Raw genomic sequence first — 25,726 nt, 5'->3', positions numbered from 1 at the left:
ATGAAAACGATCGCTTCTTTCTCGCTGCTGTTGCTGACCGGTCTGGTAGCCAATGCCTGGGCGAAGGACACCCCGGCCGACACCGCGCAGATCAAACGCGGCGAATACCTCGCCATTGCGGCGGACTGCGCGGCCTGCCACACGGCGCCCGGCGGCAAGCCGTTTGCCGGCGGCTTGCCGATGCAGATTCCGATGCTGGGCACCATTTACAGCAGCAACATCACGCCCGATGAGAAAACCGGCATCGGCAAATGGACCTACGAAGAATTCGAGCGTGCCGTGCGCAAGGGCGTGGACGACGACGGCAACAACCTGTATCCGGCCATGCCGTATCCGTCGTACGCAAAGATCAGCGATGCGGACATGCGCGATCTTTATGCGTACTTCCGCAACGGTGTGACGGCCGTTCAGAACGACCCGCCACAAAGCACGATCCGCTGGCCGTTGAACATGCGCTGGCCGCTCAAGCTGTGGAACCTCATCTTCCTCAAGAGCGAGCCGTACGTTCCGAAGGCCGACAAGTCGCCGACATGGAATCGCGGTGCGTACCTCACGCAGGGCCTGGCGCACTGCGGCACGTGCCATACACCGCGCGGTTTTGCCATGCAGGAGAAGGCGCTGGACGAGCGCGGCAGCGGCTATCTGGCGGGCTCGACGCTCGCGGGCTGGACGGCGTTCAACATCACTTCGGACCCGACGAGCGGCATCGGCGCATGGAAGCCCGAACAGCTCGTGCAATACCTGCGCACCGGCAGCGTGCCCGGCGTTGCACAGGCTGCGGGCCCGATGGGCGAAGCGGTGCAGCACAGCTTTTCGAAGATGACGATGCAGGACGTCCAGGCCATCGCCGAATATCTACGGACGGTGCCTGCCGTGAGCAACAACCTCGAGCGCGCACGGCAGGATTGGGGCAAGCCCGCCACCGATGTGACGACGCTGCGCGGCAAGCCCATCGAGACCACCATCGACGCTGCGCGCCTGTATCTCGGCAATTGCGCCACCTGTCACCAGGCCGATGGACGTGGCACGCCCGATGGTTACTATCCGCCGCTGCTGCACAACTCCACGGTTGGCACGCGGGACACGACCAATCTCGTGCAGGTCATTCTGTTTGGCATTGAGCGCAAAGCGGGCGACCGGCACATCGGCATGCCGGCATTTGGACGCGAGCTATCGAACGAACAGCTGGCTGCGCTAACGAACTACGTCACGCGCCAGTTTGGCGACCCCGCCACACCGGCGGTGACCGCGGAAGCCATCGCCAAGCGGCGCTCCGCCAAGTAGCGCCACGATGCCGGCGGCTGGTCAGCCGCCGGTGGTCAGCGGATCGCGCGACGTGGGTGCGGCGGGGCGGGCGGCAGGACGCTGGGGCGCCGCCGTCTTGCCCGCGTCGGGTTGTGTCGATTTCAGCTCGCCTTCGGGCGTGCGCCCCGGCTTCTTGCTGCGATACGTCTGGCCTGGCGGCGCGCAGTGGGGCGTTGGCGAACATCGGCAAGCAGCCTGCCGCAAGCGCTCTCCGGTGCAGGTTTGAGTTCCAGCACCGGCAGTACCGCCGCCACCGGCGCCGTCAGAGCCAGGGCCACCGCTCCGCCTGCCCGCAGCGCCACGACCGCCGGATTGACTGACACATCCGGGTGCTTGTACGTGCCCCTCACATACAGCGGCGTGCGCAGCGAAAACACGCGGAGCCCCTTCGAATCGGGATGGATGGTGAAGTCCAGCGCTTCCTGCTTGAAGCTCGTTGCGCCGGTCACATCGATGACGGCATCCTGCGTATCCACCACGAACGTGCGCGCCTGCGCCAGGCCGTTGCTCACGGCAAAGTCCCCGGCCGCGCAGTTGATCGTGACCTGCTTGTCGCCGAAGAGCTTGGTCAGGATCACGTTGCCGACGTTCAGCCCCATGGCCTCCAGGATGAACTTGCTGATGGTGCCTTGTTCCACCAGGATTTTCACCTCGCCGTTGGACGAACCGAGCAGCGCCGCCACCGAGTTGCCCGTGGCCGAGAGCCGGGCATCGCCGTTGATCTCACCCACGCTTGCGCGCACCGATTCGATCTTCGGAAACAGTTGCTTGATCTTGAAGTGTCGTGCCGCCAATGCCGCGCGGGCCTGCATCGGCGTGGCGTGTCCGTCGAGCTGGATGTTGGACGTGAGCGTGCCGCCCGCAATCCCAAAATTGAGCGGATCGAGCGTGAGCACTGCGTCCTGCAGCTTGATGTGCGTGACGAGGTGGTTGATCGGCAGTTCGGCGGTCTGGACGATGCGCTCGCCGGTGAACTTCACGTCCGCGTCGATGGCGTTCCAGCGATCGGTGCGGAAGGGCTCGACCGGCAAGACCTTGTCGGCGGGCTGGCGCACGGTTTTGCTGTCATCGGGATCGGCGCTCGGGTCGGCCCGCTTGGCCTTGCTGGCGTTGGAGTCGGCACCGATGATGGGCGCCAGGTCAGCAAACAGCAATTGATGCGAGACCAGTTCGCCCGTCAATTGCGGACGCGGCTCGCGCATCGCATAAGTGAGCGTGCCGCCCAGATCGGAGCCGCCCACCCGTCCCGTGAATTTCTCGTAGCGCCACGTCGAGCCTTGCTTGCGCAGTTCGCCGATCAGGCGGCCCCGCGTGTCAAACGGCGGCGTATCGGGCAGCACCACGCCGGTCAGCGGATACAACTGGGCCATGCTCGCGCCCGACAGGTGCAAGCGCAAATCGAGCGCCGTCAGGCTGGCGGGGTTGGTGAGCGTGCCAGCCAGGTCGATGCGAGTCTTGCCGACTGTCACATCGGCCTGCAGAGGGTAGGGCCGTTGTGCATCCTGCAGCCGCAGCACGCCGCCGGCTTTGCCGCTGCCGGCAATGGCGGCGTTGTTGTAGGTGCCCTTGACCGTCCATGCGATGCCGTAAGGCTGCTGGGGGTCCGGCGCCACCGGTGTTTGCGCTGCGGTGTCGGAAGCGGCTGCGCCCGAAGCAGCCGGCACCTTGGCGGGCTGGTCCGCGCTTTTGACGAGGGTGCCGTTGGCCGCGGTGTACAGCGCCTGATTGTCGACGGTGTCAATGGTTGCGGTCAGGTGGATGCGCTTGATGTCGTCGTCCAGCGCCAGCGAGCCCTTGCTGAATGCAATCTCCCGCAAATCCAGTTTCCAATCCGAAGGTTTGTTGTCGTCGCTCTCGCTGCCCGCCAGCTTGAATGTCCAGTTGTTGCGGTTCTGCTTGTCGCGCTCCAGCGCAATGGCGGGCGTGTCCAGTGTCACGCTCGGGATGACGATGCGATGTGCCAGCAGCGGCAGCGCCTCCAGCACAAACGTGAGCTGGCGGATGGTGGCCACGTGCGGTTGCTTGGCCCAGTCCGGATTGCCGACGGTGATGTCGTTGGCGATCAATCGCGGCCACGGCACATACGCGCGCCAGCCGGATTCGCCCTGAGGCTTCTTCCACGTGAGGATCAGATCGCCGTTGATGGCAAAGGGGCGCCCGATGGCTTGCGAGACGCGGTCATTCAGATAGGGCCTCGCGCGGTTCCAGTCGAACGTCAGCACAAAGATGACCGCCGCTGCCACGATGACGACGGGTGTGATGACCAGTCCGAGGGCGAGTTTGCCGGATGTACGCATCGTGTTTTTGTTGGTATTGGCACAAAAATGCGACCGCACGCGTTGATATATAGTTCGGCGCAACCACGATTCAATTGTGTCATGAGCCAAGTAGCAATCAGCGCGCCCGCGCACCCGCCCCTCCTCGATGACGAATACGCACGCCGGTTTGGCGGTGTCGCCCGGCTGTATGGTCCGCAGGCGCTTGAGCGCTTTGCGGCGGCGCACGTGTGCGTGATCGGCATCGGCGGTGTCGGATCGTGGGTGGCTGAGGCGGTGGCGCGCTGCGGTGTCGGCAAGTTCACGCTGATCGACCTCGATCACATTGCCGTGTCGAACACCAACCGCCAGATCCATGCGTTGGGTGACGCGTATGGCATGGCCAAGGTCGACGCCATGGCCGAGCGCATCCTCCAGATCAATCCGCGCGCCGAAATCAGCCGCATCGACGATTTCGTGACCGTCGAAAACGTCGAGGCATTGCTTGGCCACCCGTTCGACTACGTGATCGACGCCATCGACGCAGTGAAGGTGAAGACGGCGATCATCGCGTTCTGCAAACGCACCGGCAAACGCGTCGTGACATGCGGCGCTGCCGGTGGTCAGCTGGACCCGACGCGCATTCGCGTGACCGACCTCTCGCGCACGATTCAAGACCCGCTGCTGGCCAAGGTGCGCGGCAACCTGCGTCGCCAGCACGGCTTTTCGAAGAACCCGAAGTCGCGTTTCGGTATCGACGCGGTGTTCTCCGACGAGCCGCTGCGCTATCCCGAACCTGAGCAGCAGGCGTGCGCTGTCGAGTTGCCGGTCGAGTCGAGCCACGCCGGCATCGACGACCTTGCAGCGGCGGGCGACATTGCCGTGGTCAACGCGCCGCCCGCGCCACAGCCTGCGCAGGGGCCGCAGGGCTTGGCATGCGCGGGGTTTGGTTCGTCCGTATGCGTGACGGCGGTGTTCGGGATGGTGGCCGCATCAACGGCGCTGCGCGCGATCGCCGGCGTGTGACAGCGTGCTGCCTTATCGCGGGATGACCTGATCCAGCTTCTCGCGGATGGTGTCGGCGTGTACGCCCGACCATCCGTCTCGCGGCTGGCTGTTGGCAAAGACCACAAAACCAGGCATGACCGACACGCCGTATCGATCGGCGGTGTGCTGGTTTTCGTCGAAGTCCATGGTGACGAAGGTGGCGCGTCCTGCGTAGCTCGATTCCATCTGTTCAAGGCTGGCCACGGCGGACTGGCTCGGGTGGCTCCACTCCGCGGCAAAGCACACCACCACCGGGTTGCGTTGCGAGGCGTCGATCACATCGGATTGAAACGAGGCATCGTTGACGGTCTTCATGGGCGCTCCCAGGGTGGAGTGGACGCCCGCGCAACGAAGGCCTGCGGGCAGGGCCACTTCGACTCTAGCCAGCGGACCGCCGGTCCACAACCCGCGTTCAGTCGACGTGCTCGATGTTGCGCATTGGGTTGCCCGTTTGCGCCAGATACGTCGTCATCATGCGGTCCATCACGTCGACATGCTGGGCGAACCACTCAGGCAATTCCGCCACCAGGCGGCGGCCCAGCTCCATTTCCCCTGCAGCGGCGCGCTTGCGCACTTCGCGGCACAGCGCGAGCACATTGTCGTGTTCGCCGCGGTGGCAGTGGCGCGGGGGAAAATCCGATTCGTCCATCCATGCATTCTCTTCGCCGAAATGATGCTCGGTGTGGTCGATGAATGCATCGAGCGCGGGGATGAATTCGGCGTCCGAAGCATCGGCAACGGCGTTCAGCAACGCACAGAATTCGGCGTGGTTGGCGTCGGTGGCGGCGTCCCCGAGTTGGAGCGCTTCCGACCATTCGATCACGGGCATGGCGGGCTGGGAAATTGGATGGGCGAAGCGATCAGCTTAAGCGAGGCACACCGCGCCGCAGTTTGACGACGGGCAAACCTGTTAGCCGGCGTCCGGGGCGGGATGCTGCTGCAGCACTTCCACCGCCCGCGCATAGAGCGCCACCGATGGCGCGTAGCCACGCCCGATCTGGTACAGCGTGCCGCCTTGCTCGGCCAGCAGGCTGGGGAAGCCGTTGATGCCCCAACGGCGGGAGAGGCGGAAGTCTTCGCGTGTTTCGTTGCGCAGCGCATCCGTGTCGAATACGGCATCGAAGTGGTCCGCCTCGACGCCATTGGCGAGCGCAACGTCGCGCAGTACGTCGGCTTGTGTGGTGTCGCGGCCGGCGGCATAGAAGGCGTGCTGGATCGCGTGAAAGACGGTCAGCACGCGTTCATCGTCCTCGGCCCAGTGTTCGCGCGCCATGACGACGGCGCGGCAGGCGGGCTCGGTGTCGTAGACGAAGCCTTCGCGGCGCATGGCCACTTCGGGCGACTGATCGAACGGCATGCCGCTGCGCTCGGCCACGGCATGCCAGTGGTGGAGGATTTCGTCGCGCTTGTCGGCCGCCATCGGCTCGCGCTGGCCCGGCCGCAGGCCGCCGGTGATGAGCGTGACGGGCACTTGCGCGCCCAGCGTGTCGGCCAGCCGCTTGCGCAGGTCGGCCAATTGCGGGCCGAAGCCGTAGCACCAGGAACACATCGGATCGGCTACGTAGATCAGTCGCATGACTGCTCCTCAATTCAGTTTGGACGCCAGTTGCCTGCGCCAGTGCGATACCGCCTGCGGCGCGTCGCGCATCATGTCGAATACCGAGACCATCGTCTTGCGTGCAACGTCGTCACGGAACGAGCGATCGCGCTCGACGATGGCGAGCAGTTGCTCCAGCGCCGCTTCGTAATCCTGGCCCGCGATGTACTGCTGCGCCAGATCGAGCCGCGCCTGCAGGTTGTCCGGCTCCGCATCCACGAGAGCGCGAAGGGCGCCGGCATCGGGCAGCGTATCGGCGCGTTCTGTGGCGCTCAGACGCGTTTGCAGCGGAGCAAAACGTTCGTCTTGCGGCGCCTTGGGAGAGAGCAGCGCGAACTCCTGCTGCGCGGTCTGCACGTCGCCGCTGTCGAGCAGCAGGTTCACCAGCGCAAAGCGCGCGGCGTCGAAGCCGGGGTCGAAGGCCAGGGCGTTCTGGAACGCTTCGCGCGCGTGGGTGGTTTCGCCCGCCTGGCTTGCGGCCAGCCCTTCGCGATAGGCGACTTCTGCGGGTTGCGGAATCACCCGGTCGAGGAACGCGCGCAATTGTGGTTCGGGCAGGACGCAGACGAACTGGTCGACCGGCTTGCCGTCCACGAATGCCACCACGTACGGGATGCTGCGGACATGGAACTGGGCGGACAGCTCGGGGTTTTCGTCCGAGTTGATCTTGGCGAGCTTCCATTTACCGGCGTATTCGGCCTCCAGCTTTTCCAGCATCGGGCCCAATGTGCGGCATGGGCCGCACCATGGTGCCCAGAAATCGACCAATACCGGGATCTGGCGAGAGGTTTCGATCACTTCCTGCGCGAAATTCTGCGAGGTGATGTCGCTCATCGTCGGGGCTCTCCTGAGGGGGCAGATGGCGCCGGCACATCCGCCGGCGAGAGGTATCAGGCATTTTACTTGTGGGTGGGGCGGGCCGTTTCGAAGCGGTCTGCTGTCCGCCCGCCAGCTGCAAATAACGTATGTCAGAGCAACGGTTGAAAATAGAACGATCGTTCGGATACCATCCGGTAAAAACAACACACAGATTCATGGAGACATGGCATGACACGACCGCACTTCCAGTTCTGGCCCCGCCGTTTGCCGCACAACATCAGCTCGCCGCAAACGAGCCTTTGGTACAACCTGGAAGTGTCCGCCCGACGCTATCCGGACAAGGATGCCGTCATCTTCTACGGTCGGCACACGACATTCCAGGAACTGCATGACGATGCAGTCGCCGTGGCGGGCTGGCTGCAGCAGGTGGCGGGCGTGCAGAAGGGCGACCGGGTGCTGCTGTACATGCAGAACTGTCCGCAGTTCATGGCCGCGTACTACGGCATCCTGCGCGCCGACGCGGTGGTCGTGCCGGTCAACCCGATGAACCGGCCCGAAGAGTTCAAGCACTACATCACGGATGCAGGCGCTGCCACGGTCATCTGCAGCGCAGATCTGGCAGTCAACGTGACCGCGGCCAACGCCGATCTGCCGGAAGCGCAACGCACCAGGCACCTGCTGGTCACGTCGTACGCCGATGCGCTGCCGGCCACCTACGAATATCCCGAAGACGCGCCCCCCGCGTGGATCACCGCGCAGCATCCGGCGCAGCCCGGCGCGGTTGCGTGGAACGACGCACTCGCGCAGCGCCTCGTGCCGGGCCCGCACACCGCTGGACCCGACGACCTGGCCGTGATGCCATACACGTCGGGCACGACGGGTTTCCCGAAGGGCTGCATGCACCCGCACCGCACGGTGATGCACAACATCGTCGGCGGTTCGATGTGGTCGAACGGGACGAAGGAGGGCGTGAGCCTGTCGATCATCCCGTTGTTCCATGTGACCGGCATGCAGTACGGCATGAATGCGCCGATCTACATGGGTTCCACGGTCGTGATGCTGCCGCGCTGGGATCGTGAGGTGGCGGGGCGGCTGATCTCGCGCTACAAAGTCACGCATTGGACGAACATCCCGACCATGGTGATCGACTTCCTGGCGAGCCCCCAACTGGCGGAGTTCGACCTGTCGAGCCTTGCCTACATCGGCGGCGGCGGCGCCGCGATGCCCCAGGCTGTGGCCGAGCGCCTGCTGAAGGATTTCAACCTCGCGTACCAGGAAGGCTACGGCCTCTCGGAAACCATCGCGCCGACGCACAGCAATCCGGCCGATCGCGCCAAGCAGCAGTGCCTCGGCATTCCCGTGTTCAACACCGATGCGCGCATCGTCGATCCGCAGACGCTCAAGGAGTTGCCCCCGGGCGAGGTGGGCGAAATCATTGTCAGCGGCCCGCAGGTGTTCCTCGGCTACTGGGGCAAGCCTCAGGCGACTGCCGAGGTCTTCATCGAATTCGAAGGCAAGAAGTTCTTCCGCACGGGCGACCTCGGCAAGATGGACGAAGAGGGCTATTTCTTCCTCACCGACCGGCTGAAACGCATGATCAACGCGTCGGGCTTCAAGGTGTGGCCGGCCGAGGTGGAGAGCCTGCTGTACAAGCATCCCGACGTGCAGGAGGCCTGCATCATCGGCACGCGCGACGCGTATCGCGGCGAGTCGGTCAAGGCCGTGGTGGTGCTCAAGGCCCATGCCAAGGGCAAGACCACCGAAGACGACATCATCAACTGGGCGCGCGACAACATGGCGGCCTACAAGTACCCGCGCGTGGTCGAGTTTGTGGATGCGCTGCCCAAGTCCGGCACGGGCAAGGTGATGTGGCGCACGCTGCAGGAGCAGGAAAACGCAAGGAATGAAGCAGCCGAGAAACCGGCCGCTGCTTAAAGAACGCAGCAAGAGAAAGGGGCCTGAGTGGCCCCTTTTTCAATGCCCGCGCGCCTTGAAGAGCAGTGCGCCGATGCCGTGGAAACCCCGCTGACGCGCATGCCGCATCGGCGTGACGCCACCGCGGTCGGCCAGGTTCGGGTCCGCTCCGCCGTCGAGCAGCAGCTGCACGGTCTTCTCGTATTTGTCGCTGCCGTCGCCCAGGGCCACGGCTTCGATCAGCGCGGTCAGGCCCAGGTTGTTGGTGGCATCGGGCGGTACGCCGGCCTTCACGAGTTCATTGACGACTTCGACATAGCCACGGCGCGCGGCCGGGATCAGCGCCGTGTCGCCGTCAGCGTTGGTGGCGCGCAGGTTGGCGCCGTGCGAGAGCGCCAGGCGCACCGTTTCCGCATCGCCCTGGCTGGCAGCGAGCAGGAAGGCGCTGTTCTGCGTGTTGTCCTGCACGTTGACGTCGGCGCCGGCCTGGATGAGCAGGCGTGCCGCCGCACCCATGTGCGCCATGACGGCGGCGATGAGTGCCGTGCGGCCATCGGCGTCGCGCGCCTTGAGGCTGGCGCCTTCAGCCAGCAACGCCTGGATGGCCATCGTGTTGCCGGCCTGTGCGGCGAGGATCAGGTCGCGGTCACGCGTGGCAGGGTCGCTGCGGCGGACGGGGCGTGCGTCGGGCGTGCGTGCCGTGCCGGGGGCCACCTTGGCGCTGGCCGCGACATGCAGGATCGGCAGATGCTGCTCCTGCCACGCATTGGCCATGTCGCCCACAGCCAGTGCCATCCCCAGCATGACGCCGATGAGCTGGTTGAGCGCGGGATGCGGAGCGATGAGCATGGCGGGCGGGTTCAGGCGCTGAGATAGGGATCGGGCAGCGGCGCGGTGTCGGTTGCGTCCGTTGCGTCTGTTGCGTTGGTTGTGACGGAGGGGGCGTTTGCCGCGTCGGTCGCCTGAAGGCGCGACCACAGGCGGTCCAGATACGGGTCGTGCAGCCCGTTGCTGGCCAGGCCGATCAGCGTGCGCTGCAGGTATTCACGTGCCGGGCCGTACAGCCCGACCGCGTTCCGCAGGCAGCCGACCACGCGCTCGTCGGGCAGGCGGCCGGCATAGGCTTCGTGCGCTCGGTTCATGACGAAGGCGAGCGCCAGGACGCGTTTGCCGTTGATTTCGGTCGGCAGCCACCGAGGGAGGTACGCGCCGGTCAGCATTTCGCGGCGCCAGAGCACGCGGAATTCATGCTCGGCATGGTCGCGCGGTACGCGGAAGGCGACCCCACGGCAGCTGCCGCCACGGTCGAGGCCGAGTACGAGCCCCGGGTTGTCCCAGGTGCCGCGGTTGATGCGGGAGTAGAGATAGAAGCCGCGGTGATAGCCGTGCACCGTGGCGCGTGCGGCCTCGGTGTGAAAGATCATCGGGTTCCAGATGAGGGAGCCGTAGCCGAACACCCAGGCGTCCTGGCAATCGCCGGGCGCGGCCGACAACCGCGCGAGCGTCGATGCAAGCGACGCTTCCAGCGCAGCCTCGGTCAGCAACGACGACGCGACGGGCGAATCACCCAGGGCGGCGCGCAACCGGTTCTGTTCGAGATCCTCTCGGGTGACGGCCATGTCGCAAGCATAGAGCAATCGTTACGAGTGGTCACGCGGGTGGACGGCCGATGGCCCGGAAACAGGGCGTTGCGAGGCTTGGGGGGCGTCTGACTATGGCGCGGCCGCAACGGTGAAGCATGCGGAGCCGAAAAACTGGAGGCGGGGGATCGGAATTGAACCGTCTTATACGGCTTTGCAAGCCGCAGCATTGACCACTCTGCCACCCCGCCTGGGGAGGCGGCTGCGATGCGCCGGGTGACGCATCGCAAGCCGGGGCGGATTCTAGCGCAGGATCAGACTTCCAGCAGGTCGACTTCAAAAAGCAACGTTGCGTTCGGGGGGATCACGCCGCCCGCGCCGCGTGCGCCGTAGCCGAGGGCTGCCGGGATGATCAGCTTGCGCGTGCCGCCGACCTTCATGCCTTGCACGCCTTCGTCCCAGCCCTTGATGACCATGCCGCCGCCCAGGTGGAAGGCGAAGGGGTCGTTACGGTCTTTGCTGGAATCGAACTTCTTGCCGGCCTGGCCGTTTTCATAGAGCCAGCCGGTGTAGTGCACGGTGACGTACTGGCCGGCTGTGGCTTGCGCGCCGTCGCCGACGACGACATCTTCGTATTGCAAGCCGCTTGCGGTGGTTTCGATGGTCATGGTGAGCCTCGTGGAGTGGCGTGGGGGAAGACAGACTCAGGCAGCGTCTGCGGCCTTGAGCGTTTCAAGCTGGACGTGGACGTTGTCCGCGTCGTTGGCGATCCAGATGTCGCCGTCCTGGATGGTGACCTGCAGACGCATGGTGCGTTCCACCATGGCGGCCAGCGCAGCCACGGTGTCCGCCGCGACTTCGTACACCGACACGTTGGCAAAGCGCGTGATCTTGCTTTCGGTCTGCTGCCACCACACGCGGCTGGCGTTGCCGCTATATGTATAGACGGCGACCTGCTCCGCGCGGTTGCTCGCCTTGCGGATGCGCGTGTCGTCGGGGTTGCCGAGGTCGATCCACAGCTCGATGGCGTCGGTCAGATCGCGCTGCCAGAGTTCGGGCTCGTCGGGCTCCGACAGACCGCGCGTGAAAACGAGTGTTTCGCTGGCGTGGCGGGCGAAGGCGAGCACGCGCACCATCATGCGTTCGTCGTTCTCGCTCGGGTGGCGGGCAACGGTCAGCGCGTGGTTGGCGTAGTAGTGGCGATCCATGTCGGCGATCTGCAGATCGACCTTGTAGATCGTGGATTTCAGGGCCATGCGGGTGGTCGGCGGATGGGCCGTTTTTGGCAAAGCGCGCATTGTCGCACGGGCCGATGAAGCTGACGGCATCGGCCGGGCGCATTCCCAACGGCGGCTGTTTGCGGTATACGAGCGGTGCGTGCGCTAGTCGGCGCATGTTTTTCCTATCCAAACCAGGACAATCAGAACGATGCGTTGGATATTCGGAATCGTGGGGCTGTTGCTCGGGGGCCTGTCGGGGGGCGTCGTCGGGGCGTTCTTTGGGGCGTTGATCGGTCTGGGACTGGCATCGCTGATCTTGTACATGGACAAGCGGGCCAGTGCGCAGTGGGCCAGTCCGCCCGACGCGCCGGGTGCGACCGGCGCTGCGCAAAGTCATGCGCCCGCGCAGGCTGCCATGCCGCCGCAGCCGGCCACGCTGCAGGAACGGGTGGCGCAGCTTGAGCACGAGGTTTCGCTGCTGCGCCGGCAGATGGCTGAAATCAAAGGCGGAACCTTCATCGCGCCTGCCGATGTGGAGCAGGCAACCGCAGAGGTGCCACCGGCCGTGGCCGAGGCATTGCCGCCCGTGGAGGCGCCTGCGGTGTCCGTGCCCGTGTCCGCGCCTGCGCCGCAGGTTGCGGTTCCGCAGCCGATGCCTCAACCTGCTGCGCAACCCGCGCCCGTCTTGGCACCGCATGAGCCCGATTGGGTCGAGCGCGCCGTCGGCGCTGCGCGCGACTGGCTGCTGGGCGGCAACAGCGTGGTGCGGGTCGGCATCCTGATCCTGTTCTTCGGCGTGGCATTCCTGCTCAAGTACGCGGCGGACAACAGCCTGCTGCCGGTTGAATTCCGGCTGGCGGGTGTGGCGGTCGGGGCGATCGCGTTGCTGGGCATCGGCTGGCGCCTGCGCGAGAAGCGCCCGGGCTATGCGCTGGTGCTTCAGGGTGGTGGGGTCGGCGTGCTGTACCTCACGGTCTTTGCCGCGACGCGCGTGGTGCCGCTGCTCAGCCCGGGGATGGCGTTTCCGCTGCTGGTGCTGATTTGCGCGCTGGCCGCCGGGCTGGCCGTCAAGCAGAACGCGCCGGCGCTGGCTTTTACGGGCAGTGCAGGCGGCTTCCTCCCGCCGATTCTGATTTCGACGGGCCAAGGCAGCCACGTGGCGCTGTTCAGCTATTACGCGCTGCTCAACGCCGGCATCTTCGCCATTGCGTGGTTCCGGGCGTGGCGGGCGCTGAATCTGCTCGGCTTCGTCTTTACGTTTGGCATTGCCACGGCGTGGGGCGTGCTGCGCTATCAGCCGTCGTTGCTGGCGAGCACCGAGCCGTTCCTGATCGTCTTCTTCCTGATGTATGTGGGCATTGCGCTGCTGACGGCGCTGCGCCGCCATATCAGCCTCACCAACTACGTTGACGGCACGCTGGTGTTCGGCACGCCGCTGGTGGCGATGGGGTTGCAGGCGGGGCTGGTGCACCACATTCCGTTTGCGATGGCGTGGAGCGCGACCGCACTGGCCGCCTTCTATCTGGCGATTGCGGGCTGGCTGGCGCCCCGGCGCGCGAATCTCGGCCTGCTGTATGAGGCGATGTTCGCGCTGGGCGTGATCTTCATCACGCTGGCGATTCCGCTGGCTTTCGATGGACGCACGACCAGCGCGGTGTGGGCCCTGGAAGGCGCTGCCGTGGTGTGGCTTGGCGTGCGCCAGCAGCGGCGGCTCGCGCTGGCGGCGGGCCTGCTTCTGCAGCTCGCTGCGGGCGCCGCATTTGCCGTGGACGCCGTATTCGACTGGGCCCCGCAGCACAGCTGGGCCGTGCTCAACAGCCGCTATATCGGCGGGGTGTTGATTGCGCTGGCGGGCGTCTTCAGCGGCTGGCGCCTGCACGGCAAGGCGGAGGCGCGTGCGTGGCTGAAGGCGGCGCCGGTGCTCGGCATTGCTGCGTCGGTGTGGGGCTTGCTGTGGTGGCTCGGCAGCGGCAGCAACGAGATTGATCGCTGGGCCTGGCGCATCGCCACCAAGACCGTCGACCGGCCGGACATTCCGCTGTACGCCGCCTTTGCCGTGCTGACGGCGTGGGCTGCACACGGCCTGCGCCGCAAGCTCGATTGGGCACTGGCCGAGTGGCCCGCGCTGGCGTTGTCGCCGGTACTGGCGCTGATTTCACTGGCTGCGATCGAACATTGGGTGCCGTCACCGCTCGCCGGCTGGGGCGGGCTGGTGTGGATTGCCGCCGTGGTGCTCGCCTTCGTGCTGCTGCGCCGCCAGGAACGCGAGGTGAAAGACAACCTCCTCGCGCCGCTGCATACCGTGCTGTTCTGGCTGATCTGCGGCGTACTGGCCACGGAAGGCTACTGGCGCCTCGACGCCTACGTGCCTGAGGGCACGTGGAGCTTCGCCGCCTGGGCCTATGCCTACGGCGCGTTGCTTGCCCTGCTGGCAGGCGCAGGCTGGCGCATCCGCTGGCCGATCGCCCGTTTCGAGCGCGCCTACCTGCTGTGGGGCGCCGCACCACTGGCGGCCCTGCTGTGGCTGTGGAGCCTGGCGAGCGCCGCCAGCGACGGCAATGCCGCGCCGCTGTTCTACCTGCCGATTCTCAACCCGCTGGACGTGGCGCAACTGCTGGTGTTCCTTGCCATCGCGCTGTGGATGCGTCGCGTGGCTCTGCAGAAGCTCGTGCCCGAGCCGATGGTGATCGGCTACGCCGTCGGCGCGACGCTCTTTATCTGGGCCAACGCGGTGCTGCTGCGCACGCTGCACCATTGGGCGCATGTGCCATACACGCTCGACGATCTCGGTGCCTCGATGCTGGTGCAGGCGTCGCTGTCGATGTTCTGGACGGTGCTGGCGTTGGCGGTGATGGTGTTTGCCACGCGGCGTGCCAGCCGCGCGCTGTGGTTTACCGGCGGGGCATTGCTGGGCGTGACGGTGGTCAAGCTGTTCCTGTTCGACCTGTCACGCGTCACGGGTGTCGAGCGCATCGTGTCGTTTATCGGGATTGGCGTGCTGCTGTTGTTGATCGGCTATCTGTCGCCGTTGCCGCCAAAGCCCAAAACCAGCGCCCAAGCTGAAACCGGGGAGGTTCTGTGAAGAAGGTTGCTTTTGCGATGGCCGTGGCGTCGCTGTTGTCTGCACCGGCCTGGGCCGAGCGCTTTGCGTTGACCGGCACGCCCGGCGCCCCGTACTACGCCGTCACGCTCAGCGAAGACGTCTATGCCCATGCGCACGAGGCCAATCTGGCCGACCTGCGCATCCTCAATGGCGACGGCGAGCCCGTGCCGTTCACCGTCGACATCCCGCGTGATCCCGCGCCGCAGGCGCGCACGCTGCACGACGTGCACTGGTTTGCCACGCCCATCGATGATGCGCAGACGCCCGGCGCCGCCGGTGTCGTGCTCGGCACCGACGGCGTGCTGCGTGCAACCGGCGTGCAGCCATCACAGGCGTCTGTACGCGCATGGGTGGTCGACCTCAGCCAGCTTCGTGACACGGTGACCGCGCTGGTCGTGGCGCTGCCCGCTGCGGAATTCCAGAGCGGCGTGAGCGTGCAGGCGAGCGATGACTTGCAGCACTGGAGCCCGGTCGCCCAGGCCACGCTGTTCCGCCTCTCCAACCAGGGCAGCACGCTGGTGCAGGATCGCATCGAGTTCACCGGGCTGCGGGCGAAATACCTGCGCCTGACGTGGCAGGGCAAACCGCCCGCGCCGGACGCCGTCCGTGCGGAGGTGGCCGCCGGCGCGCCGGTCGCGTTGGCGGACAGCGCCATTCAGTGGCGCTCCGGCCTGACGCCGGTGCAGACGCCCACTGCCGGCGATTACCAGTTTGATACCGGCGGCGTGTTCCCGGTCGAACGCGTGAAGATCCATCTGCCGCAGGCCAACACCGTCGCGCAGGCCACGCTGTACGCGCGTGCCGATGCCCAGGCGACGTGGCGGCCCGTGACGTCTGCGCGCCTGTTCCGGCTGGCTGGGGCGGACGGGAAGGGCGAGCAGGAGAACGCGGCCATCACCGTGCCGGCCACGGGCGAGCGCTACTGGCGCCTGCAGGTCGACACGCGCAGCGGTGGCCTGGGTGCCGGCGCGCCGCAGTTGGCGATTGGCTGGCGTCCGGCCACGGTCACCTATGCGGCGCGCGGCAATGTGCCGTTCATGCTGGCGGTGGCGGAAGTGGCGCGCGGCAATCCGATCGCACGCGCGGATTTGCTGGCGGGTGCGTCGCCCGCCATTGCGCAGGCACAGATCGGCGCGATGAGCGATTCGCCTGCCGACGCGCTCACGGCGGAGCCGCCGGGTGGCCGCAAGCGGCAGTGGGTGCTGTGGGGCGCGCTGTTGGCCGCGGTGGCAGTGCTGGGCGGCATGGCCTGGCGGTTGTTCCGCGCGCCGGCCGTGCCGCCGGATGCGTCAACGTAATCCCCATCGCTCAAAGAAAACGGCGCCACCTGGGCGCCGTTTTTTTTGGGTGGGCAGAGCGTCCGCTCAGTGCACGAAGGCCGGTTGGACAAACAGCGCAACGCACAGGGCAAAGCCTGCAAACCACATCAGTGAACGCAGCGGCGCCCAGCTGGCGAGATAGCACACCGTGTACAGCACGCGCACCACGATAAATGCGATGGCCAGCAGGTTGATGCGGTCGATCACGCCGCCGCCCAGGATGGCCACCAGCACGGCCACCGCAAAGAACGGGAACGCTTCAAAGTGGTTCTGCTGTGCGGCTGCGGCACGGCCCGCGACGCCGGTTTGCTCCGCGAGCCACGCGCGCGGATTGCGATTGTCGTACCGCGGGCCTTTGGCCTTGGCGATGCCGACGCACACGATCGGCAACACTGCAGCCACCAGAACGCACCAGAGGGCGATCGGCATGGTCAGTCTCCTGGATGGGAATGGGTGTGAAGGTGCCGCACCGTAGCACAAGGTGCGTTTTCAAACACCTGAGGCGTGAGTCGATGGGTTAGTCGATTCCGTGCACGGCAATGCGCACATCACCGAGCATGACCACCTGGCCCGCGCGAATCTTGGCGGTCTTGCGCAGTTCCGGCTGGCCGTCGACCGTGACCGCTCCGTCGGCGACAACGGCCTTGCCGGCGCCGCCGCTGTCGACCACGCCCGTGAGCTTGAGCAGCTTGTGCAGCTCGATGTATTCGGTGGTCAGGGCGAAATCGATATTGGGCATGAATGGATTGCGGGGTGATTGCGAGTTTATTGAGGCGTGGCTTCCACGCTGATGTCGATATCGACGCGGTCGCCCACATCGGGCAGGAAGCGCGTCATGCCGAAGGCGCTGCGGGCAATGGCGAGGTGGAAATCACCGCCGCAGACGTGGCGCGTGCTGCCGGGCATCTTTTCGTCGCCGCAACTGAAGCGGCGTACGTCCAGCCGCACAGGCTGCGTTACGCCATGCAGCGTCAGATTGGCCTCAATGGCGACGAGCTTGCCGCCTTCCACGACAAAGCGGTCGCTGCGCAGGCGGATGACCGGAAACTTCGCAGCGTCGAGAAACTGTTCGGATTTCAGCACGCCGTCCAGCACGCGCAGGCGCGTGTTGATGGAGTCGGCGTCGACGGTGAAATCGAAGCCGCCCTGGCGGGTGCTTTCATCGAAGTTGATGGCGCCGTCGATCTTGTCGAAACGGCCGCGCATCGTGCTGCGATCGAAATGCGATGCGCCGAAGGTGACCGACGTGTGCGCCAGGTCCGGCGCGAATGAGGCGGCGAAGGCGGGAGCACAAAGCAGCCCCGCCAGCAATAGGATCCACGCACGCATGATGCCTCCGTTGTCAGAGGCCCATGGCGTGCATGGGCCCGTGCTTACTTGCCCCAGCTGTCCTTCAGGCCGACCACGCGGTTGAACACGGGCTTGCCCGGTTGCGAGTCGATGCGGTCTGCCACGAAGTAGCCATGGCGCTCGAACTGGAAGCGGTCTTCCGCCTTGGCCGTTGCGAGCGTCGGCTCCAGGTAGGCCGTGACGATCTTCTTGGAGTGCGGGTTGAGCGCATCCAGGAAGTTCTTGTCGCCCGAATCCGGCTGCGGGTCGCTGAAGAGGCGGTCGTACAGGCGCACTTCGGCTTCCAACGCATGTGCGGCGCTCACCCAATGGATGTTGCCCTTCACCTTGACGCTGTCAGCACCCGGCGTGCCACTCTTCGTGTCCGGAATGATGTTGGCGTGCACGGCGGTGATGTTGCCGGCGGCATCCTTGTCGCAACCGGTGCATTCGATCACATAGCCGTAGCGCAGGCGCACCTTGTTGCCCGGGAAGAGGCGGAAGTAGCCCTTGGGCGGCGTCTCGGTAAAGTCCTCGCGCTCGATCCACAGCTCGCGCGTGAGGGGGAATTCGCGGCGGCCGAGTTCAGGCTGCTTGGGGTGCACGGGCGCCGAGCACGGCTCGTTGAAATCGGCCGGCACGTTGTCGAGCACCAGCTTGACCGGGTCCAGCACGGCCACCGAACGCGGCGCACGCGCATCGAGGTCGTCGCGCACGGCGCCTTCCAGGATGCTCATGTCGATCCAGCTGTCGGCCTTGGACACGCCCACGCGCTCGCAGAAGAGCTGGATCGATTCCGGCGTATAGCCGCGGCGGCGGATGCCAACGAGCGTCGGCATGCGCGGGTCGTCCCAGCCGTCGACGCGCTTTTCCGTCACGAGCTGCAGCAGCTTGCGCTTGCTGGTGATGGCGTAGGTCAGGTGCAGACGTGCGAATTCGTATTGATGCGGCAGGGGGGCAGATAGCACGCCGGCGTCGCGCAGGTGGTCGAGCACCCAGTCGTACAGCGGGCGGTTGTTTTCGAACTCCAGCGTGCAGAGCGAATGCGTGATGTTCTCCAACGCATCGGAAATGCAATGCGTGAAGTCGTACATCGGGTAGATGCACCATGCGTCGCCGGTGCGATGGTGATGCGCATGGCGGATGCGGTACAGCACCGGGTCGCGCATCACGATGTTCGGCGCGGCCATGTCGATCTTGGCGCGCAGCACGTGCTCGCCGTCCTTGTACTTGCCGGCGCGCATGTCGCGGAACAGCGTGAGGTTCTCGTCGACCGAGCGGTCACGGAACGGCGACGGCGTGCCCGGCCTGGTGAAATCGCCCCGGTTGGCGGCGATCTGCTCGGCGCTCTGGCTGTCGACGTAGGCCACGCCGCGCTGGATCAGCACCTCGGCAAAGCCGTAGAGTTGCTCGAAGTAGTCGCTGGCGTAGTACAGATGTTCGCCGCTGGCATCGCTCCACGAATAGCCGAGCCAGTGCACCGCGTCGATGATGGAATCGACGTACTCGGTGTCTTCCTTGACCGGGTTCGTGTCGTCAAAACGCAGGTGGCAGCGGCCGTTGTAATCCTTGGCCATGCCGAAGTTCACCCAGATGCTCTTGGCGTGACCAATGTGCAGGTAGCCGTTGGGCTCCGGCGGAAAGCGGGTGACCACCGGCGGGATCGGCTGGCCGGTGGCGTCCTTGCGATTGGCGTAGGTGCCTTGCGTGAGGTCGCCGTCAATGATCTGGCGCAGGAAATTGGACGTGGGGGCGGCAGCGGTCGACCCGTTGGCGTTGGCGTTGTCTTGGCTCATGGGAGTGCGTGATTCGGCAATCCCGCGATTTTACCGTGCCGGGCGGTTTACGCCCCCGGACGCTATTTGCGCTGGGCCAGACCGTCGAGCGCCTGTGCGCGCAACAGCTCATTCGAGGCGGTGAAGGTCTGCTGACGCAGTTGCGCGATTTGGGCTGCCCGATCGGCCTCCGACAGGCCGGCAAAGGCGTTGATGCGATCGCGTTCACGGGTGTAGGCGTCGTAGCGGTTGCGCCAGTCGGCTTCTTCGCGGTTGCCCTGGATCAGGCGGTCGGCCACGAGGCTGTCCACGCCGCGGGCGGACAGGCGCTGGCGCATCTCGGTTTCGCTCATGCCCTGCTTGGTCCATGTTTCCATGTCGCTGGCGAGCTTGAGCGGGGCGGAGGCGTCGCGGCGCGCCTGCTGTACCGATGGCGGGAGATTGGCGTCGATGGCGGCGATCCTGGCAGCGCGCTGTTCCGGCGTGAGCGACGGGTCGGCCATCACAGCGAGGCGGTCGAGCGCGGCGGCGTCCATGGCGTCGTCATCGCCATACCAGGCTTGGGCGACGTCCGCGCCAAGGTATTGGCGGCGCAGCGCGGTACGGTCGCTCAACTGCTGGCGCAGCGTGGCGATCAACTCGGGGCGCTGCTGGACCTGTTCGAGGCTCGGCTTGTTGCGGGTGGCTGTTCCGTTCGCAGCCGCTGCCTTGCGATAGGCCAGGTAGTGCTGCAGCAGCGATTGCGCCTCCGCCAGCGCCGGCGTGATCAGCTTGGCGCGCAAATGGGCCTCGGCCATCGACACACGCTGCGCCTCGGGCAACGAGGCGGGCACGTCGAGGAAGTAGTCGAACACTGCGCGATTGGCGGCTTCGACGATGAGGTGGCCGCGCGCATCCACATGCAGGCCGTCCGGCGCCTGGGTATCGGTCAGCTCCGGTGCAGGCGCGGCCTGTGCCGAAGGTTCGGCGCCGACACTGCCGATGAAGGCGCCCTTGGCCGCCTGCGGCTGCGCCATGGGCGCGTCAGGCGCGTCCGACGCATGCCACCAGTAGACCCCGCCCGCGACCGACACCGCCACCAGCACGGCGACAACAAACGTCATGGGTTGTATCGATGGCGATTGGCGCTTCATGGTGGCGAATGCCTTGGGTGGTCGGGTGGTCGGGTGGTCGAATGGCCGGATGGTCAGAGACCGGCCGTCTTCAGTCGATTGGCCTGCGTGCGGATCACCGCGACCGGGTCGGCCGCGCCCCAGCCGATCAGGCCGAGCAGCTGGTTGACCTCATCCAGGTGATTCCATGCGTAGTCCGTCGACAAGACCTGCCCGAACTTCGCGCTGCACACGGAGACGAGCCCGTCGTTGGTTCCCGAGCCGCGCGCCTGCATGACGCCGCCGCTGAAAACGAGCACCGGATCGAACAGGTCGAGCACGTTGGTGGCGGTGGAGCGGCCCGTCCACGAATACAGCTTCTGCACGTTGCCGTTGCGCACGTCGGTGGCGCTGCCGGTGTTGCATCCGCTGGCGAGGCCCGCGCTGGGGAACGCCTTGTTGAAATCGGCCGCGCCCGACGTCGACAGGATATGCAGCGCCGCAAAACCATTCTGCGGATTGCTGTTGCCGTTGAACCAGCCGAGCACCGAGCCGAATACATCAGCGCCGAGGTTCACGAGCGCTTGAAACGGGGCCGGTGTCGACTCCACGAAATCCGCAAACTCCGAACCCTTGTGGGGTGTGCCGATGGTCGTGACGGAGGCCACGAGGTTTGGCACGACGGCCGCGGCGTAGCGCGAGGTCAGTCCGCCCTGGCTGTGCCCGATCAGATTGACCTTGGCCGCGCCCGTGGTGGCGAGCACGCTGCGGATCTGGCTGACGAGCTGTTCGCCGCGAACCGTTTCATCGTTGAAGGCCGACACGTCGGCCACGTAGACATTGGCGCCATTGGCGCGCAGGTCTTCAGGGATCTGGTACCAGTAGTCGACCACGCCGAGGAACTTGCTGGTGCCGGACAGGCCATGCACCAGCACGATCGGGTACTTCGTTGCGGCATAGGTACTGGCGGCTTGGGCGGGTGCGGCGGCACCCAAAGTGAGCATGGATGTGGCCAAGACGGCGGCCGCAGCGTGTGTGCGCAGAAAGCTGCGCGCTGATCCATACAGGGCATGGAGCAGGGAAGTCTGTGTCATTCGGTTGTCTCCTGGACATTGGATAGGTGGTCGACCTCTTTGGGCCGATCGCCCTCCGTTATCCGAAGCGCCGTGTCCGACGTCAACTGAAGTGGAGGTTTGGCTCTAATGCTGCGCTGCCGCGTGCGCAAACAAAAACCGGAGGGCGAGCCTCCGGTTGAGTAGGGTGCGATGCAGCAACGTCGCCGTTCTTGTTCCTATTCCTCTTGAAACGCTTCCTCGCGTTTTCTGTTGATGGCGGGCAGCGCCACCAGCAAGACGAGGATGCCTGCCGCAATCAGCAGCCCCAGCGACAGCGGTCGCGTCACAAACGTAGAGAAATCCCCGCGCGAGAGCAGCAGCGCGCGGCGGAAGTTCTCTTCCATCATCGGCCCGAGCACGAAGCCGAGCAGCATGGGCGCCGGTTCGCAGCGAAGCTTGACGAACATGTAGCCGATCAAGCCGAAGAGCGCCGTCTGGAAGATATCGAACGTCGTGTTCGACACCGAATACACGCCGATGCAGCAGAACACCAGAATGGCCGGATACAGGAAACGATACGGCACCTTCAGCAGGCGCACCCACACGCCGATCATCGGCAGGTTCAGCACGATCAGCATCAGGTTGCCGATCCACATCGAGGCGATGAGGCCCCAGAACAGCGCGGGGTTGCTGGTCATTACCTGCGGGCCGGGCTGGATATTGTGGATGGTCATCGCACCGACCATCAGCGCCATCACCGCGTTGGGCGGAATGCCGAGCGTGAGCAGCGGAATGAACGACGTCTGCGCCGCCGCGTTGTTGGCCGATTCGGGGCCGGCCACGCCCTCGATGGCGCCCTTGCCGAATTCGCTCGAATACTTCGAGGTCTTCTTCTCCAGCGAGTACGACGCGAACGACGCCAGCGTCGCGCCGCCGCCCGGCAGGATGCCCAGCACCGAGCCGAGCGCCGTGCCGCGCAGCACCGCCGGGATCATCCGCTTGAAGTCTTCGCGGCTGGGCCACAGGTTGCGGACGTGCTCGACGAAGGTTTCGCGGTGTTCCTTCTGTTCGAGGTTGGCGATGATCTCGGCAAAGCCGAACACGCCCATCGCCACCGACACGAAGTTCAGCCCGTCAGCCAGCTCCGGCACGTCGAACGAATACCGCGCGGTGCCCGAGTTCACATCGGTGCCGACGAGGCCGAGCAGCAGGCCCAGCACGATCATCGCAATCGCCTTGACGAGCGAGCCCGACGCCAGCACGACCGCGCCGATCAGCCCCAGCACCATCAGCGAAAAGTATTCCGCCGGCCCGAAGTTGAACGCGAATTCGGACAGCGGCGTGGCAAATGCCGCCAGCACCAGCGTGGCCACGCAGCCCGCGAAGAACGAGCCCAGGCCGGCCGTTGCCAGCGCCACGCCCGCGCGTCCGCGCCGCGCCATCTGGTAGCCGTCGATGGTGGTCACTACCGATGACGATTCGCCCGGCAGGTTGACGAGGATGGCTGTGGTGGAGCCGCCGTACTGCGCGCCGTAGTAAATGCCGGCCAGCATGATGAGCGCGGCCACCGGCGGCAGCGCGTACGTGGCCGGCAGCAGCATCGCAATCGTGGCGATGGGGCCCAGGCCCGGCAACACGCCGATCAACGTACCGAGCACGCAGCCGATGAACGCGTAGATCAGGTTCTGGATGGAAAGCGCGGTGGAGAAACCGAGCGCGAGATTGGCGAAGAGGTCCATGATGTCGTGTGCCTCTCGCTCAATTGCCGATGAAGGCCGGCCACACCGGGAACTGCAGCTTGAGCCCGTAGACGAACGCCGCGAGGCTCATCACGACCATGGCGAGGGCGGTCCCGGCGGCGCCCTTGAGGGTGAATTCGTGGCTCGCCATGCTGGAGACCAGCACGAGCACCACAATCGATAAGACGAGCCCAAGCGGTTGCAGCAACAGCCCGAACAGCACCACGGAGCCGAGAATCCACAGCAGCGTCTTGACGTCCCAGCGCGGAATGCGATCGATCACGCCTTTGCGCGACAGCGATTGCACAAGCACCACCACGCCCAGCAGTACGAGCACCACGCCCAGCCAGAACGGGAAGTAGCCCGGCCCCATGCTGCCCGCCGTACCCATGCGGTAGCTGCGCGCCAGAATGGCAAACGCCGCACCGGCCACGATGAACATGATGCCGGATGCAAAGTCCTGGTGACTGCGGATCACCGGACGACCTTGTGGATCGTTCTGCAAGTCTGGTCTCCTCGGGGTGGCGTGCCGCGCCGGGTGTGGCAGGCCGCCTGTGCCTTGTAAGGCGACCAAGTTTGCACGCTAAGCAGACCGGCTTTCAAGCACCTTGCGGAGGGGAGGGCGGGCCTTGTCATGGCCCCGCGCGGCGCCTGGGCAAACGATTCAGGGTTTGTCCCTAGGGCTGCGCTGAGAAAATTCGGGGCCGCAGAACACGATTGCCTGGCCCCCTGCAATCACATGCCGATACCGCGCGCCATCAGCACGGCCGCCAGTGGAATGAAGATGATCAGGTGCGACTCGATCATGACCCAGCGGCGCGTCTTGGCAATTTCCGACGGCGTTGGCACGAAGTCGGGCAGGGTCTTGCCTTGCTTCTTCCAGCGCAGGATGTTGATGGTCGGAACGATCGACATCAGACCCACGAGGATGAACAGGCCAACCTTGAGGTGGAATACCGGGTTGTGAACGTAGAAGGCGTAGCCCTTCGCTCCGTAGACGACGCGGAGCACGCCGGTGACAACCACCGCCACCGCAGCGGCGCCGTACACGGCGTCATAGCGCGCCAGGCGCTTGCGGATCTCGGGCGTCATGTCGGGCCGCAGTACAACGGCTTCGGCGGTGATGAAGACGATCAGCGTGAAGATCGAGATGTAATGCAGGTAAGCCAGCAACGCATCAAGCCACATGTTGACCTCGTCAGGGTAGGAAAGGGTTAGCGTAAATTGCCGGGCTCAGATCACGCCGCGCGTGCGCAGCGTTTCGATCTGCTCCGTGTTCAGGTTCAGCACGTCGCGCAGCACGGCCTCGGTGTGCTCGCCCAGCAGCGGCGGATGGCTTGCGGCCTTGGGCGGCGTGGCGCTCATCTTGACGGGGCTGCCGACCAGCTTGACGGTGCCGGCGCTCGGATGAGGAAGATCGACGCGCAGGCCGCGCGCCTGCACCTGCTCGTTGCCGAACACCTCGTCGAGCGAGTTGATCGGGCCGCACGGCACGCCGGCGGTTTCGAGCTTGTCGATCCATTCGCCTTTGCTCAGGCGCTTGACCATCTCCGCCAGGATCGGCACCAGCACGTCGCGGTTGGCCACGCGCTGCGGGTTGGTGGCAAAGCGCGGGTCGTCGGCCAGCTCGGGTATGCCGCCCGCATCCACAAAGCGCCGGAACTGGCCGTCGTTGCCGACCGCCACGATGATCCAGCCGTTTGCTGCCTGGAACGTCTGGTACGGCACGATGTTTGGATGCGCGTTGCCCCAGCGCTTGGGCGCTTGGCCGCTGGCCAGGTAGTTGGTGTTCATGTTGGCCAGCATCGCGACCTGCACGTCGAGCAGCGCCATGTCGATGTACTGGCCCTCGCCGGTGCGGTCACGGTGGGCGAGCGCGGCCAGCACGGCCACAGTGGCATACATGCCGGTCATCAAATCGGAGATGGCCACGCCGGCCTTTTGCGGGCCGCCGCCGGGCAGATCGTCGCGCTCGCCGGTCAGGCTCATGAAGCCGCCCATGCCTTGCACGATGAAGTCGTAGCCGGCTCGGGCGGCGTAAGGGCCGGTCTGGCCGAAGCCCGTGATGGAGCAATAGACGAGGTCCGGCTTGACGGCCTTGAGCGAGGCGTAGTCGAGGCCGTATTTCTTGAGCTGGCCGACCTTGTAGTTCTCGAGCACCACGTCGGCATGCGCTGCAAGCTTGCGGACGATGTCCTGGCCCTCGGGCGTGCTGATGTCGACGGTGATGGAGCGCTTGTTGCGGTTGGCAGCCAGGTAGTACGCAGCTTCGGCGGTGTCCTGGCCGGCTTCGTCCTTGAGCCAGGGCGGGCCCCAGGTGCGGGTGTCGTCGCCGGCGCCGGGGCGCTCCACCTTGATGACGTCGGCGCCAAAATCGGCGAGGTTTTGCGCGCACCAGGGGCCGGCAAGCACGCGGGTCAGGTCGAGAACACGAAGATGGCTCAGAGCGCCCATAGGTTGACAAATCGGCACGATTGGAACGGGTGCACTCTACACCACGCCCCGGCGAGGCCCCAGGCCCATGCGACCGACCGGGGAAAATGCGGCGCAGAATGGACGCGACCCGGGCGCGAACCCC

The 25,726-nt window shown here is 65.6% G+C and carries 23 protein-coding genes, 1 tRNA gene and 1 pseudogene; 5 read left to right on the top strand and 20 right to left on the bottom strand.

All coding sequences use genetic code 11. The annotated features are described in order from the left end of the window. Positions 1-1,284, top strand: a complete 1,284-nt coding sequence (locus FUT88_RS21520; protein WP_147218206.1) for a cytochrome c — start codon at positions 1-3, stop codon at positions 1,282-1,284. Between the two features lie 21 nt (positions 1,285-1,305). On the opposite strand, the pseudogene FUT88_RS21515 reads toward FUT88_RS21520, so the two are convergent. Then, positions 1,306-3,602 (bottom strand): annotated as a pseudogene (locus tag FUT88_RS21515) (AsmA family protein). 81 nt (positions 3,603-3,683) lie between these two features. On the opposite strand from FUT88_RS21515, the gene tcdA reads away from it, so the two are divergent. Continuing rightward, entirely contained in the window at positions 3,684-4,586 is a 903-nt protein-coding gene (gene tcdA, locus FUT88_RS21510) for a tRNA cyclic N6-threonylcarbamoyladenosine(37) synthase TcdA (protein ID WP_147218203.1), read from the top strand. Positions 4,587-4,598: 12 nt separating this feature from the next. On the opposite strand, the gene FUT88_RS21505 is transcribed toward tcdA, so the two are convergent. The 4 genes from FUT88_RS21505 to trxA all read right to left on the bottom strand — a co-directional run bounded on the left by FUT88_RS21505 (position 4,599) and on the right by trxA (position 7,038). Beyond that, a complete protein-coding gene (locus FUT88_RS21505; protein WP_147218201.1) occupies positions 4,599-4,922 on the bottom strand; it encodes a thioredoxin family protein in 324 nt (107 codons plus the stop codon). A 97-nt stretch (positions 4,923-5,019) separates the two neighbouring features. After that, positions 5,020-5,436, bottom strand: coding sequence for a bacteriohemerythrin (locus tag FUT88_RS21500; protein WP_147218198.1), 417 nt, complete (start codon positions 5,434-5,436; stop codon positions 5,020-5,022). A gap of 81 nt (positions 5,437-5,517) precedes the next feature. After that, positions 5,518-6,183, bottom strand: coding sequence for a DsbA family protein (locus tag FUT88_RS21495; RefSeq protein WP_147218196.1), 666 nt, complete (start codon positions 6,181-6,183; stop codon positions 5,518-5,520). Positions 6,184-6,192: 9 nt separating this feature from the next. Beyond that, a complete protein-coding gene (gene trxA / locus FUT88_RS21490; RefSeq protein WP_147218193.1) occupies positions 6,193-7,038 on the bottom strand; it encodes a thioredoxin in 846 nt (281 codons plus the stop codon). Positions 7,039-7,251: 213 nt separating this feature from the next. Between trxA and FUT88_RS21485 the strand changes: the two genes are divergently transcribed. After that, positions 7,252-8,958 (top strand): long-chain fatty acid--CoA ligase, encoded by a 1,707-nt coding sequence (locus FUT88_RS21485; RefSeq protein WP_147218190.1) that lies wholly within the window; start codon positions 7,252-7,254, stop codon positions 8,956-8,958. Positions 8,959-8,997: 39 nt separating this feature from the next. Here FUT88_RS21485 and FUT88_RS21480 read toward each other — a convergent pair whose 3' ends face one another. The 5 genes from FUT88_RS21480 to FUT88_RS21460 form a co-directional block, all read right to left on the bottom strand. Beyond that, a complete protein-coding gene (locus FUT88_RS21480) occupies positions 8,998-9,786 on the bottom strand; it encodes an ankyrin repeat domain-containing protein (RefSeq protein WP_147218187.1) in 789 nt (262 codons plus the stop codon). An 11-nt stretch (positions 9,787-9,797) separates the two neighbouring features. Then, positions 9,798-10,556: a gamma-glutamylcyclotransferase gene (locus FUT88_RS21475; protein ID WP_147218184.1), complete on the bottom strand. Its 759-nt coding sequence runs from the start codon at positions 10,554-10,556 to the stop codon at positions 9,798-9,800. A 136-nt stretch (positions 10,557-10,692) separates the two neighbouring features. After that, a tRNA-Cys gene (locus tag FUT88_RS21470) sits at positions 10,693-10,768 on the bottom strand. Between the two features lie 63 nt (positions 10,769-10,831). After that, entirely contained in the window at positions 10,832-11,185 is a 354-nt protein-coding gene (locus tag FUT88_RS21465) for an FKBP-type peptidyl-prolyl cis-trans isomerase (RefSeq protein WP_004629425.1), read from the bottom strand. 36 nt (positions 11,186-11,221) lie between these two features. Then, complete coding sequence (locus FUT88_RS21460; protein ID WP_147218182.1) at positions 11,222-11,773, bottom strand: YaeQ family protein; 552 nt, start codon at positions 11,771-11,773, stop codon at positions 11,222-11,224. 172 nt (positions 11,774-11,945) lie between these two features. Between FUT88_RS21460 and FUT88_RS21455 the strand changes: the two genes are divergently transcribed. Next, on the top strand, positions 11,946-14,819 hold the full coding sequence (locus FUT88_RS21455) for a DUF2339 domain-containing protein (protein ID WP_147218180.1): 2,874 nt from the start codon (positions 11,946-11,948) through the stop codon (positions 14,817-14,819). Then, on the top strand, positions 14,816-16,138 hold the full coding sequence (locus FUT88_RS21450; protein WP_147218178.1) for a DUF3999 domain-containing protein: 1,323 nt from the start codon (positions 14,816-14,818) through the stop codon (positions 16,136-16,138). Before FUT88_RS21455 ends, FUT88_RS21450 begins: the two co-directional genes overlap by 4 nt. A gap of 66 nt (positions 16,139-16,204) precedes the next feature. Here FUT88_RS21450 and FUT88_RS21445 read toward each other — a convergent pair whose 3' ends face one another. From FUT88_RS21445 to FUT88_RS21400, 10 genes are all read right to left on the bottom strand, one after another. Continuing rightward, positions 16,205-16,588: an MAPEG family protein gene (locus FUT88_RS21445; protein ID WP_147218175.1), complete on the bottom strand. Its 384-nt coding sequence runs from the start codon at positions 16,586-16,588 to the stop codon at positions 16,205-16,207. 88 nt (positions 16,589-16,676) lie between these two features. Continuing rightward, on the bottom strand, positions 16,677-16,898 hold the full coding sequence (locus tag FUT88_RS21440) for an RNA-binding S4 domain-containing protein (protein WP_102064757.1): 222 nt from the start codon (positions 16,896-16,898) through the stop codon (positions 16,677-16,679). Between the two features lie 26 nt (positions 16,899-16,924). Further along, the gene (locus tag FUT88_RS21435) at positions 16,925-17,488 is read right to left on the bottom strand and encodes a YceI family protein (RefSeq protein ID WP_147218171.1); all 564 of its coding nucleotides are present in this window, start codon (positions 17,486-17,488) and stop codon (positions 16,925-16,927) included. 44 nt (positions 17,489-17,532) lie between these two features. After that, positions 17,533-19,284, bottom strand: a complete 1,752-nt coding sequence (locus FUT88_RS21430; protein ID WP_147218168.1) for a glutamine--tRNA ligase/YqeY domain fusion protein — start codon at positions 19,282-19,284, stop codon at positions 17,533-17,535. A 62-nt stretch (positions 19,285-19,346) separates the two neighbouring features. Beyond that, positions 19,347-20,396, bottom strand: a complete 1,050-nt coding sequence (locus FUT88_RS21425; RefSeq protein WP_147218166.1) for a lipase secretion chaperone — start codon at positions 20,394-20,396, stop codon at positions 19,347-19,349. Positions 20,397-20,449: 53 nt separating this feature from the next. Then, on the bottom strand, positions 20,450-21,448 hold the full coding sequence (locus FUT88_RS21420; protein WP_147218162.1) for a lipase family alpha/beta hydrolase: 999 nt from the start codon (positions 21,446-21,448) through the stop codon (positions 20,450-20,452). A gap of 197 nt (positions 21,449-21,645) precedes the next feature. Continuing rightward, positions 21,646-23,148 (bottom strand): tripartite tricarboxylate transporter permease, encoded by a 1,503-nt coding sequence (locus tag FUT88_RS21415; protein ID WP_027677912.1) that lies wholly within the window; start codon positions 23,146-23,148, stop codon positions 21,646-21,648. A gap of 19 nt (positions 23,149-23,167) precedes the next feature. Beyond that, entirely contained in the window at positions 23,168-23,590 is a 423-nt protein-coding gene (locus FUT88_RS21410) for a tripartite tricarboxylate transporter TctB family protein (RefSeq protein WP_261797246.1), read from the bottom strand. 293 nt (positions 23,591-23,883) lie between these two features. Next, the gene (locus FUT88_RS21405) at positions 23,884-24,336 is read right to left on the bottom strand and encodes a DUF2214 family protein (RefSeq protein WP_147218159.1); all 453 of its coding nucleotides are present in this window, start codon (positions 24,334-24,336) and stop codon (positions 23,884-23,886) included. A 45-nt stretch (positions 24,337-24,381) separates the two neighbouring features. Beyond that, a complete protein-coding gene (locus FUT88_RS21400; RefSeq protein WP_147218156.1) occupies positions 24,382-25,602 on the bottom strand; it encodes a CaiB/BaiF CoA transferase family protein in 1,221 nt (406 codons plus the stop codon). Between the last annotated feature and the right edge of the window lie 124 nt (positions 25,603-25,726).

Origin of the sequence: Ralstonia sp. TCR112 (genome assembly GCF_007997035.1) — a bacterium.
Classification (GTDB): domain Bacteria; phylum Pseudomonadota; class Gammaproteobacteria; order Burkholderiales; family Burkholderiaceae; genus Ralstonia; species Ralstonia edaphi.
The sequence above is the reverse complement of the archived record's forward strand: the minus strand, read 5'-3'. Positions and strand labels throughout refer to the sequence as shown.